The sequence below is a fragment of the Streptomyces sp. NPDC034111 genome (assembly GCF_055575375.1).
The window spans coordinates 73,849-85,363 of record NZ_JBVIST010000006.1 but is presented as its reverse complement, the minus strand read 5'-3'; the positions used below and the strand labels follow the sequence as shown (position 1 = coordinate 85,363).

Here is an 11,515-nt window from a genome sequence, read left to right as displayed (position 1 = left end):
GGGTGTGCCCCCTGCGGCCGCATAGGTACGGTTCCGGAGCGGAGTTGACCGCATGGATTCTGGGAACGGGGCGGGAATGCAGTCATACGGGGACGAAACGCGGCCACTGGCCGCGCTCTCGCTGCCCTCGCGGATCGTCATAGGGGTATCGGCCTGCGCCGTCGCGGTCGTCGTGGCGATCCATGTCGCGATGATGTTTCTGCACGTCGCGCCGGCGAACACGCTGAGCAAACAGCAGGGCAGCCTGATCAGCGACTACGTCTACCCCGAGTACGAACAGAACTGGAAGCTGTTCGCGCCCAACCCCCTCCAGCAGAACATCGCGGTCCAGGTCCGCGCCTACCTGAGCACCAAGGACGGCGCCGCCACGCGCACCACCGGCTGGACCGATCTGACCGCCCGCGACGGCCAGGCGATCCTCCACAACCCGCTGCCCAGCCACACCCAGCAGAACCAGCTGCGGCGCGGCTGGGAGCTCTTCATCAACACCCACAACGCGCAGAACCGCCCTATCGGCCCGCGCGGGGAGCTGTCCGAGCGGTACATCCGGCGGATCGTGATGCTCCGGATGGGGCCCGAGTGGTCCCGGGCCGGTGAGCGGGTCGACCGGATCCAGGTCCGTTCGCAGACCACGCCGGTCAGCCCACCGCCGTGGAGCACCGAGAGGATCAGCGACAAGCCCGTGTACCGAGTGCTGCCCTGGTGGCAGGTCATCGCAGACGACCTGCCCGAGGGGGAGAAGACCCAGTGACGTCACCGACGCCTCAGCAGCCACAACGTACGCAGAGCGCATCACAGCCCCCGCAGACCACGGAGCCGACCGACGTGCCACAGCAGGCGCAGGCATCCCAGGAGCCCCAGGCGCCTGCCACGCCCCGCACCACCTCCTATCAAGAGACCCGCATCGAGCGCGCCGTCGGACGCGGCTTCACGCTCGCCACCGCCCGGGCGATGGCCCCGTACCAGACCGCGGTGATCCGGATCGGCTTCGCGGCGACCTGGCTGCTGTTCCTGCTGCGCGAGTGGCCGCACCGCCTGACTCTCTACGGGCCCGACAGCCCCTGGAGCCTGGACATGGCGCGCCGGCTCCTGGGCGCCAACCACGCCTTCTCCGCGCTGCTGTGGTCCGGCGGACGCGGCTGGTTCGAATGCGTCTACCTCGTGGCCATCGTGGCCGCCGCGGCGCTGATGCTCGGCTGGCGCACCCGCACCATGTCGGTGCTCTTCATGCTCGGCGTGATCTCGCTACAGAACCGCAGCGTCTTCATAGGGGACGGCGGCGACAACGTCATCCACCTGATGTCGATGTATCTCGTGCTGACCCGGTGCGGGCAGGTCTGGTCGCTCGACGCGAGCCGCGCCCGGCGGGCGGCCGCCGCCGAGGGGGACGCTCCCGCGCGCGATCTGCCCGGCGTGGTCCTGTGGGCCGTCCTGGGGCTCGGCCTGGCCGCCGCCGACCTGAGCGGCGGCCACGGCCTCACCTGGTTCGGGCACGGCCCGTTCCCGCACATCGGCTGGAGCCTGGTGCTGTGGGGCCTGTGGGTGACGCACGGCCTGTGGTGGGCGGTGCAGCGGTACGCCCCCGGAGAGCCGCGCATCGTCCTGGACACCCTCACCAAGCTCGTCCACAACGGCGCGCTGCTGGTGATCATGGTCGAGGTCTGTCTGATCTACGCCACCGCCGGCTGGTACAAGATCCAGGGAAGCCGCTGGCAGGACGGCACCGCGGTCTACTACCCGATGCATCTGGACTACTTCTCCCCCTGGCCGGCGCTGTCCGAGCTGCTCGGCAGCAATGGCGTGATGGTCATGCTGCTCACCTACGGCACGGTGATCGTGCAGGTCGCCTTCCCGTTCACGCTGTTCAACCGGCGGCTGAAGAACGTCCTGCTGGTCGCGATGATCTGCGAGCACCTCTCGATCGCGTTCCTCCTGGGGCTGCCGTTCTTCTCGCTCGCGATGATCGCCGCGGATGCGGTCTTCCTGCCGACGAATTTCCTGACCTGGATCTCCGGGCACCTCTCCGGCCTGCGCCAACGCCTGTTCCCACGGCGCGGGGCGGCCGGGCCAGGGACCGGCTTCCAGGGCGGCGAGCCGGAGGCCCGTACGGAGCACGGCGGCGGTGGCCATACGCTCGTGGGGTGAGCAGCGAGAAAACCGCCCCCGCCGAGCCCGTCCAGTACGACGAGGGCTACGGGACCGCCATCGGTGTCGGTCCGCACCCCGAGCCCTGGCCGCAGGACGACCGTTACGACCCCGAGCTGCTTGCGCACGGTGATCGCCGCAATGTCGTCGACCGGTACCGCTACTGGACCCGCGAGGCGATCGTCGCCGACCTCGACACCCGTCGCCATGACTTCCACGTGGCCGTCGAGAACTGGGGCCATGACTTCAACATCGGCTCGGTCGTACGGACCGCGAACGCGTTCCTGGCCAAGGAGGTCCATATCGTCGGGCAGCGCCGCTGGAACCGCCGCGGCGCGATGGTGACCGACCGCTACCAGCATGTGCGTCACCACCCGGACACCGCGGATCTCACCGCCTGGGCCGCGGCCGAGGGGCTGCCGATCATCGGGATCGACAACCTCCCCGGCTCCGTGCCGCTGGAGACCACCGAGCTGCCGCGCCGGTGTGTGCTGCTCTTCGGCCAGGAGGGGCCGGGGCTGACCGAGGAGGCCAGGCGGCATGCCTCGCTGGTCTGCTCGATCGCGCAGTTCGGCTCGACCCGCTCGATCAACGCGGGGGCCGCGGCCGCCATCGCCATGCACGCCTGGATCGGGCGTCATGCCCGGATCGAGGGGCCAGGGCCCGCCTGAGGGTGCCCGCTGGGGGCCACGGGCCCGGAGCGAGCGCCCCGGGCCCCGCGCCGCGGCCGGTTACGCCGGTCGTCGCACCTCCACCGTCCGGAAGCGGTTTGCCACGAACGCGCCGTCGCACAGCGCGGCATTGGCCGCGGGGTTGCCACCGGAGCCGTGGAAGTCCGAGAACGCCGCGGTCTGGTTCACATAGACCCCGCCGGTCAGATTCAGCGACAGCTGGGCGCACTCCTCCAGACAGGCCTCCTCCACCAGCTGCTCCACCTCGGGGGAGGTGGTGTACGCGCCGACCGTCATGGCGCCCTTCTCACGGACGGTGCGCCGCAGCAGGTCCACCGCGTCGGCGGCGGAATCGACGGCCACCGCGAACGAGACCGGGCCGAAGCACTCCGACAGATAGGCCGCCTCGGAGTCCGGCTTGGCGCCGTCCAGCTTGACGATCACCGGCGTACGGACGGTGGCCCCGGGGAACTCCGGGTTGCTCACCTCACGGGAGGTCAGCGCCACCTCGCCCAGCCCGGCGGCGGCGTCGATCCGCTCCTTGACCTGCGGATTGACGATCGCGCCCAGCAGGGCGTTGGCCCGCGCGTCATCGCCCAGCAGACCGCTGACCGCGCCCGCGAGATCGCTGACCACCTCGTCGTACGACTTCGGGCCGGCGTCCGTCGTGATGCCCTCGCGGGGAATCAGCAGATTCTGCGGGGTGGTGCACATCTGGCCGCTGTAGAGCGACAGGGAGAAGGCGAGATTGCCGAGCATGCCCTTGTAGTCATCGGTGGAGTCGATGACCACGGTGTTGACTCCGGCCTTCTCCGTGAAGACCTGCGCCTGCCGGGCGTGGGTCTCCAGCCAGTCGCCGAAGGCGGTCGAGCCGGTGTAGTCGATGACGCGGATCTCGGGGCGGACGGCCAGCGTCTTGGCCAGGCCTTCGGCGGGCTTGTCCACGGCCAGGCAGACCAGGTCGGCGGGGAAGCCGGCGTCGTCCAGCACCTCGCGCGCCACCTTGACGGTCAGCGCCAGCGGCAGCACGGCCCGCGGATGCGGCTTGACCAGCACCGGGTTGCCGGTGGCCAGGGAGGCGAAGAGGCCCGGATAGCCGTTCCAGGTCGGGAAGGTGTTGCAGCCGATCAACAGGGCGACGCCGCGCGGTACCGCCGTGAAGCTCTTGGACAGCTCCAGCGGCTCGCGCTTGCCCTGCGGCTTGGACCACGGGGCCTGACCGGGGACCCGGACCTGCTCGGCGTACGCATACGCCACCGCCTCCAGGCCGCGGTCCTGGGCATGCGGCCCGCCCGCCTGGAACGCCATCATGAAGGCCTGGCCACTGGTGTGCATCACGGCCTGGGCGAACTCATGGGTGCGCGCGCTGATCCGGGACAGGATCTCCATACACACCGCCGCGCGGACCTCCGGGCCCGCATCCCGCCAGGCGGGGATCGCGGAGCGCATCGCAGGCAGCAGCACCTCCACATCCGGATGCGGATAGCTGATGCCCAGCTCCGGGCCGTACGGCGAAACCTCCTGGCCCGCCCAGTCGTCCGTGCCGGGCTGGTCGAGCTCGAAGCGCTTGCCGCGCAGCGCCTCGAAGGCGGCCAGGCCATCAGCCGCGGCGCTCTCGCCGTACGCCTTCGGATGCTCAGGGTGCGGGGACCAGTACGCGCGGGTGCGGATCGCCTCCAGCGACTGGTCGAGGGTCGGGCGGTGCTTCTCGATCAACTGCGCTGCGGACATTTCGGCGGCCATCGATGACCAACTCCTCGTCGAGCTGGGGCGGACAGTGGATAAGGGCTGGGAGTGGACAGGGCAACGGAGTTAGAGTAACCGAACGATCGGTCGGGGCAAGAGGGCCCGACCGGCCTGTGGAAAAGTCGGTCGGGGAGGATCAGCTGGCATGACGGCAATCGGGACCAGCAGCACCGTGGCAGTGGTGGGCACCGGCACCATGGGACAGGGCATTGCGCAGGTGGCGCTGGTCGCCGGCCATCGCGTACGCCTCTACGACACCGCGCCCGGCCGCGCGGAACAGGCCGCCGAGGCGGTCCGAGGGCGGCTGGACCGGCTCGTCGAAAAAGGCCGGATTCCGGCCGACGAACGCGACGCCGCCCATGAGCGCCTCTCCCCCGCCGCCGACCTCGCGGAGCTCGCCGACGCCGCGCTGGTCATCGAGGCGATCCTGGAACAACTCCCCGCCAAGCAGGAGCTGTTCACGGCCCTGGAGGACATCGTGGCGGCCGACTGTCTGCTGGCCACCAACACCTCCTCGCTGTCTGTGACCGCGGTCGCCGGCCGGCTGCGCCACCCCGGCCGCTGCGTGGGCCTGCACTTCTTCAACCCCGCACCCCTGCTCCCCCTGGTGGAGGTGGTCAGCGGCTTCGCCACCGACGAGGCGGCCGCCACCACCGCGTACGACACCGCCGCGGCCTGGGGAAAGCAGCCGGTGCGCTGCGCCGACACCCCCGGATTCATCGTCAACCGCATCGCCCGCCCCTTCTACGCCGAAGCGCTGCGCGCCTACGAGGAGCGGACCGCCGACCCCGCCACCATCGACGCGGTGCTGCGTGAGGGCGCCGGCTTCAAGATGGGGCCCTTCGAACTCACCGACCTCATCGGGCAGGACGTGAACGAGGCGGTCACGCACTCCGTGTGGCAGGCCTTCTTCCAGGACCCGAAGTTCACCCCCTCGCTCGCGCAGCGTCGGCTGGTGGAGTCCGGGCTGCACGGCCGCAAGGCGGGCCGCGGATGGTTCGACTACTCCGAGGGCGCCCCACGGCCCGAGCCACAGACCGCCGGGCCCCGGCCCGCCCCGGAGGCCGTCGCCCTGCATGCGCGGCTTCCCGGGCCCGCGGCGGTGCTTCGTGAGCTGATCGAGGAGGCGGGGATCAAGGTCTCCCGCGACCGCACACCAGGGGAGTCGGAGGGCTTCATCCGGCTCCCGGGCGGGGCGTGCCTGGCGCTGACCAACGGCTATCCGGCGACGAGCAGGGCCTACGAGAAGTTCATCCGCTTCGATCTCTCGCTCGACTACCGGGCCGCCACCCGGATCGCCCTCGCCTCCTCGGCCGGCTGCTCCGAGGAGGACCTTGCGGAGGCCATCGGGCTCTTCCAGGCGCTGGGCAAGCAGGTCAGCGTGATCGAGGACGTACCGGGCATGATCGTCGCCAGGACCATCGCGATGATCATCGACTTCGCCGTGGATGCGGCGGCCCGTGGGGTGGCCTCCCCCGAAGACATCGACACGGCCATGCGGCTGGGCGTGAACTATCCCGGGGGCCCCATGGAGTGGGTCGAATTGCTCGGTGCCCATTGGGTGTGGGATCTGCTGGACTCGATGCATCACCACCATGCCGGCGGACGCTACGTACCGTCCTGGGCGCTGCGGCGCCGTGCGGACCTCGAGGAATGGGTGCTCTAATCATGACCATGGCCAAGCGCGACACCTACACGCCCGATTCGCTGCTCGCGGTCGCCGTCGAGGTGTTCATCGAGCGCGGCTACGACGGCACGTCCATGGAGCACCTTTCCAAGGCGGCCGGCATCTCGAAGTCCTCGATCTATCACCATGTGCGCAGCAAGGAAGAGCTGCTGCGCCGCGCGATAAGCCGGGCCCTGGACGGCCTGTTCGGAGTGCTGGAGGAACCGGGCGCCCTCCAGGGGCGGGCGATCGAGCGGCTGGAGTACGTCACCCGGCGCGAGGCCGAGGTGCTGATGGACGAACTCCCCTATGTGACGCTGCTGTTGCGGGTCCGCGGAAATACGGACACCGAGCGGTGGGCCATGGAGCGCCGACGGGAGTTCGACCACGAGGTCGCCGATCTGCTCAAGCAGGCCGCCGCCGACGGTGACCTGCGGGACGACGTGGACGTCCGGCTCGCCACCCGGCTGCTCTTCGGCATGATCAACTCGATTGTCGAGTGGTACCGGCCGGGCCGCGGCGGCGCAGCGAGCCGCGAGGAGGTCGCCGAGGCCGTCGTACGGACGGCGTTTGCGGGGCTGCGGAGGGCTTGAGGGGGGATCCCTGGTGTGGGTCGCCGCTTTCCCGGCTCTGATCTGTGCGGCGTCGGGATCGCCCGCGTCCCCACACCCCGTCCTGGACCCCTCCGCCCTACTCCGCCCTGTTCCGCCCTGCTCCGCCGTCCTCCTCCGGGCCCAGGTCGGTTTCCTCGAAGACCAGGAGGGTGCGGGTGCTGAGGACTTCCGGTATCGACTGGATGCGGGTGAGGACCAGTTCCCGTAGTTCGCGGTTGTCCTTGGTGTGGACCAGCAGCAGTACGTCGAAATCGCCGCTGACCAGCGCGATGTGGGTGGCACCGGGCAGTGTCGTGAGCTGCTTGCGTACGGTCCGCCAGGAGTTCTGGACGATCTTCAGCGTGATGTATGCGGAGGCGCCCTGGCCTGCCCGTTCCTGGTCGATGAGGGCGCTGAAGCCGCGGATCACCCCGTCGTCGATCAGACGGTTTATCCGGGCGTAGGCGTTGGCGCGGGAGACGTGCACCCGCTCGGCCACGGAGCGTATCGAGGCCCGGCCGTCGGTTTGCAGCATGCGCAGGATCGAGCGGTCGATGGAGTCCAGCGGACGTGCGGCCGGCGAGGGCGGGGCGGGTGGTGCCGACGACTGTCCGCCGGTATTGGCCATCTGTTCGTCCGGCATATGGTCCCGCCTCCCCTTTGTGGACGCCCTGTCTTCATCTGAAGCTGTGGAGAACCGTTTGTCCACAGGCTGAACCCGCCTGTAGCCAAATTGCATCAGCGACCGAACAATCGGTAGGGAAGGGCGCACCCGCCCCGACCGGTTCCATCCTGCCCATCCGCCCGCCTCCGCCCACCACCCACATGAGGCGCGATCGCGCCACCCCTTCGATCCGAGGAGGTGCTCGACATGACGGTCCTCGAGCAGCCCGGCAGCAGCAGGAGCAAGAGCAGCCTGGCCGGCCCGCCGCCCGCCTGGCGGCCGCGCGTCGATCCTGCGCCTCTCCTGCCCGACGCGGAGCCGTACCGCCTTCTGGGGACGGACGCCGCGGCCCGGCTCGACTCCGGACTGCTGACCCGGCTGTACGCCCAGCTGGTGCGCGGCCGTCGGTACAACGCGCAGGCCACGGCCCTGACCCGGCAGGGCCGGCTGGCGGTCTATCCGTCGTCCACCGGCCAGGAGGCCTGCGAGGTCGCCGCCGCGCTGGCCCTCGAAGACCGTGACTGGCTCTTCCCCAGCTACCGCGACACCCTGGCCGCCGTGGCCCGTGGCCTCGACCCCGTACAGGCCCTGACCCTGCTGCGCGGCGACTGGCACAACGGCTACGACCCGCACGAACACCGCATCGCCCCCCTGTGCACCCCGCTCGCCACCCAGCTCCCGCACGCCGTGGGCCTGGCGCACGCCGCCCGCCTCAAGGGCGACGACGTGGTGGCGCTGGCCATGGTGGGCGACGGCGGCACCAGCGAGGGCGACTTCCATGAGGCGCTGAATTTCGCGGCGCTCTGGCAGGCGCCGGTGGTCTTCCTCGTCCAGAACAACGGCTTCGCGATCTCCGTGCCGCTGGCCAAGCAGACCGCCGCGCCGTCCCTCGCCCACAAGGCGGTCGGATACGGCATGCCGGGCCGACTGGTCGACGGCAATGACGCGCCCGCGATGCATGAGGTGCTCACCGAGGCCGTGCAGCGCGCCCGCAGGGGCGGCGGCCCCACCCTGATCGAGGCCGTCACATACCGCATCGAGGCCCACACCAACGCCGACGACGCCACCCGCTACCGCTCCGACGCCGAGGTCGAGACCTGGCGGGCACACGACCCGATAGCCCTTCTGGAGCATGAGCTGGCGGCGCGTCAGCTGCTGACCGATGAGTTCGTCGCGTCGACCCGGGACGGCGCCGAGCAGTTGGCCGCCGACCTGCGGGAGCGGATGAACGCCGCTCCGGAGCTCGACCCGATGGACCTGTTCAACCACGTATTCGCCGAGCAGACCAGCCAACTGCGCGCGCAGGCAGCACAGTTGCGCGCCGAGCTGGATGCCGAGGCCGCCGGGCACCCCGAGGACGCAGCGGGCACCGGCGGGTCCGCCGAGGAGGCCAGGCCATGACGACCACCGCTGCGGCGACCGCGCGCAAGCCTGCCACGATGGCGCAGGCGCTGACCCGCGCACTGCACGACGCCATGGCCGAGGACCCGTCCGTCCATGTCATGGGCGAGGACGTGGGCACCCTGGGCGGCGTCTTCCGGATCACCGACGGCCTGGCCAAGGAGTTCGGCGAGGACCGCTGCACGGACACCGCGCTGGCCGAGGCCGGCATTCTGGGCACCGCTGTCGGTATGGCGATGTACGGGCTGCGGCCGGTCGTCGAGATGCAGTTCGACGCGTTCGCCTATCCGGCGTTCGAGCAGCTGATCAGCCATGTCGCCCGGATGCGCAACCGCACCCGCGGAGCGCTGCCGATGCCGCTGACCATCCGTATCCCCTACGGTGGCGGGATCGGCGGGGTCGAGCACCACAGCGACTCCTCCGAGGCGTACTACCTCGCCACCCCGGGGCTGCAGGTCGTCACCCCGGCGACCGTCGAGGACGCCTACGGGCTGCTGAGGGCCGCCATCGCCTCCGACGACCCGGTCGTCTTCCTGGAGCCCAAGCGGCTCTACTGGTCCAAGGCGGACTGGTCGCCGGACGCACCCCCGCAGGTCGCCCCCCTGGGGCGGGCCGAGGTCCGGCGCCGCGGCAGCAGCGCCACGCTGATCACCTACGGTCCGTCGCTGCCGGTCTGTATGGAGGCGGCCGAGGCCGCCCGTGCCGAGGGCTGGGACCTCGAAGTGGTCGATCTGCGCTCCCTGATGCCGTTCGACGACGAGACGGTCTGCGCGTCGGTGCGGCGCACCGGACGGGCCGTGATCGTCCATGAGTCCAACGGGTTCGGCGGTCCCGGAGGGGAGATCGCCGCACGGATCACGGAGCGTTGCTTCCACCACCTGGAGGCGCCGGTGCTGCGCGTCGCCGGCTTCGACATCCCCTACCCGCCGCCGATGCTGGAGCGGCACCATCTGCCCGGCGTGGACCGGATCCTGGACACCGTCGCCCGCCTCCAGTGGGAGTCGGACTGGACCGAGGGACGTGGTGAGTGATGGCCGTGGTCCGCGAATTCACCCTGCCCGACCTGGGAGAGGGCCTTACCGAGGCGACGATCGTGCAATGGCTGGTCGACGTCGGCGAGGTGGTCGCCGTCGACCAGCCGGTGGTGGAGGTCGAGACCGCCAAGGCGATGGTGGAGGTGCCGTGCCCGTATGGCGGTGTGGTGACCGCCCGCTTCGGTGAGGAGGGGGCCGAAGTCCCCGTTGGCGCGCCGCTGGTGACGGTCGCGGTGGGCGCGGTGCCGGACGATCTGGCAGGGTCCGGGCCGCAGGCGTCGGGCCCGGGCTCCGGGGCGGATACCGCAGGCGGTGCGCCCGCGGCGGATTCCGGCTCCGGAAATGTGCTCGTCGGGTACGGCACGAGCGCGGCGGCGGCGCGGCGGCGCCGGATCAGGCCGGGGGACGGAACGGGCCCCGCGACAGGGGGTCCGCAGCCGTCGGAGCAGGAGGCAGGCGGGGCAGACCGCTCCGACGCGCAGGTGGTGGGGGCGGCCGCGGCGCGCCCAGGTGTGCCGGACGGGGCGGCCAGGTCCACCGAATCCGGGACGGCGGAAGGGGCGGCCGTTGCTGGTGAGTCCGATGCCGCCGGCCGTGCGGTGCCCGTCATCTCGCCGTTGGTGCGTCGGATGGCGCGGGAACACGGACTGGATCTGCGGGAGCTGACGGGCTCCGGGCGGGACGGGCTGATTCTCCGTACGGACGTCGAGTGCGCGATCAGGGCGCGGCAGGAGCAGGAGAGGGCCGGCGCCGGAACAGCACCCGCGGTGGCCGCGACCGCTACCGGGCCTGCGATCGCCACCGCCACCGGTGGCGCGGTCGTCACCGGGCCTGTGGCGACCACCGGGCGCCCCGCCGCCGGAACCGGTGCCGTCGCCGGTGAGGAGCGGATCCCGCTGCGGGGAATGCTCGGTGCGGCGGCCGAGAAGTTCAGCCGCAGCCGCCGGGAGATCCCGGAGGCGACCTGCTGGGTGGACGCCGACGCCACCGAGCTCCTGGCCGCCCGTAGGGCGATGAATGTGCCCGGTGCCCCCAAGGTGTCGCTGCTCGCGCTGCTGGCCCGGATCAGCACGGCCGCTCTCGCGCGGTTCCCCCAGCTCAACTCCACCGTCGACACCAAGACCCAGGAGATCGTCCGGCTGCCGGCCGTCCATCTGGGTTTTGCGGCCCAGACCGACCGCGGCCTGGTGGTGCCGGTCGTACGGGACGCGCAGGCCCGTACGGTCGAGGAGCTGTCCGCGGAGATCGCCCGGCTCACCGACACCGCGAGGGCGGGCGGGCTGTCCCTGGCCGAGCTGACCCATGGCACATTCACCCTCAACAACTACGGCGTCTTCGGCGTCGACGGCTCCACGCCGATCATCAACCATCCGGAGGCGGCGATGCTCGGCATCGGCCGGATAGCCGCCAAACCGTGGGTGCACGAAGGGGAGTTGGCCGTCCGGCAGGTCGTGCAGCTCTCGCTCACCTTCGATCACCGGGTGTGCGACGGCGGCACTGCCGGCGGCTTCCTGCGGTATGTGGCCGACTGCGTGGAGCGGCCCGCGCTGCTGCTCCGGGGGCTGTGACCTCCGGGAGACCGCCGGGAGCGCATT

At 70.9% G+C, this 11,515-nt stretch carries 10 protein-coding genes; 8 read left to right on the top strand and 2 right to left on the bottom strand.

All coding sequences use genetic code 11. The features are described from left to right. Window positions 1-76: 76 nt before the first annotated feature. The 3 genes from ACZ55A_RS16815 to ACZ55A_RS16805 are packed head-to-tail and all read left to right on the top strand — an operon-like array spanning window position 77 to window position 2,816. Window positions 77-751 (top strand): DUF5819 family protein, encoded by a 675-nt coding sequence (locus tag ACZ55A_RS16815; RefSeq protein WP_468840361.1) that lies wholly within the window; start codon window positions 77-79, stop codon window positions 749-751. Beyond that, window positions 748-2,145, top strand: a complete 1,398-nt coding sequence (locus ACZ55A_RS16810; protein ID WP_468840359.1) for an HTTM domain-containing protein — start codon at window positions 748-750, stop codon at window positions 2,143-2,145. The genes ACZ55A_RS16815 and ACZ55A_RS16810 overlap by 4 nt, the downstream gene beginning before the upstream one ends. After that, window positions 2,142-2,816 (top strand): TrmH family RNA methyltransferase, encoded by a 675-nt coding sequence (locus ACZ55A_RS16805; RefSeq protein ID WP_468840357.1) that lies wholly within the window; start codon window positions 2,142-2,144, stop codon window positions 2,814-2,816. Before ACZ55A_RS16810 ends, ACZ55A_RS16805 begins: the two co-directional genes overlap by 4 nt. A 60-nt stretch (window positions 2,817-2,876) precedes the next feature. Here ACZ55A_RS16805 and paaN read toward each other — a convergent pair whose 3' ends face one another. Continuing rightward, window positions 2,877-4,559, bottom strand: a complete 1,683-nt coding sequence (paaN, locus tag ACZ55A_RS16800; protein ID WP_468840354.1) for a phenylacetic acid degradation protein PaaN — start codon at window positions 4,557-4,559, stop codon at window positions 2,877-2,879. A gap of 148 nt (window positions 4,560-4,707) precedes the next feature. On the opposite strand from paaN, the gene ACZ55A_RS16795 reads away from it, so the two are divergent. Together ACZ55A_RS16795 and ACZ55A_RS16790 are read left to right on the top strand one after the other, a co-directional pair. After that, a complete protein-coding gene (locus ACZ55A_RS16795) occupies window positions 4,708-6,228 on the top strand; it encodes a 3-hydroxyacyl-CoA dehydrogenase (protein WP_468840351.1) in 1,521 nt (506 codons plus the stop codon). A gap of 2 nt (window positions 6,229-6,230) precedes the next feature. Beyond that, on the top strand, window positions 6,231-6,821 hold the full coding sequence (locus ACZ55A_RS16790; RefSeq protein ID WP_468840348.1) for a TetR/AcrR family transcriptional regulator: 591 nt from the start codon (window positions 6,231-6,233) through the stop codon (window positions 6,819-6,821). 97 nt (window positions 6,822-6,918) lie between these two features. On the opposite strand, the gene ACZ55A_RS16785 is transcribed toward ACZ55A_RS16790, so the two are convergent. Further along, window positions 6,919-7,464 (bottom strand): Lrp/AsnC family transcriptional regulator, encoded by a 546-nt coding sequence (locus ACZ55A_RS16785; protein ID WP_468840345.1) that lies wholly within the window; start codon window positions 7,462-7,464, stop codon window positions 6,919-6,921. A 228-nt stretch (window positions 7,465-7,692) separates the two neighbouring features. Between ACZ55A_RS16785 and pdhA the strand changes: the two genes are divergently transcribed. From pdhA to ACZ55A_RS16770, 3 genes are read left to right on the top strand one after another with little or no spacing between them, the layout of a single operon-like run. Next, window positions 7,693-8,886 carry a pyruvate dehydrogenase (acetyl-transferring) E1 component subunit alpha gene (pdhA, locus tag ACZ55A_RS16780; protein WP_468840342.1) on the top strand — a complete coding sequence of 398 codons (1,194 nt, stop codon included), beginning with the start codon at window positions 7,693-7,695 and terminating at the stop codon, window positions 8,884-8,886. After that, the gene (locus tag ACZ55A_RS16775) at window positions 8,883-9,917 is read left to right on the top strand and encodes an alpha-ketoacid dehydrogenase subunit beta (RefSeq protein WP_468840339.1); all 1,035 of its coding nucleotides are present in this window, start codon (window positions 8,883-8,885) and stop codon (window positions 9,915-9,917) included. The genes pdhA and ACZ55A_RS16775 overlap by 4 nt, the downstream gene beginning before the upstream one ends. Then, window positions 9,917-11,488 (top strand): dihydrolipoamide acetyltransferase family protein, encoded by a 1,572-nt coding sequence (locus tag ACZ55A_RS16770; protein ID WP_468840336.1) that lies wholly within the window; start codon window positions 9,917-9,919, stop codon window positions 11,486-11,488. The genes ACZ55A_RS16775 and ACZ55A_RS16770 overlap by 1 nt, the downstream gene beginning before the upstream one ends. Window positions 11,489-11,515 lie beyond the last annotated feature (27 nt).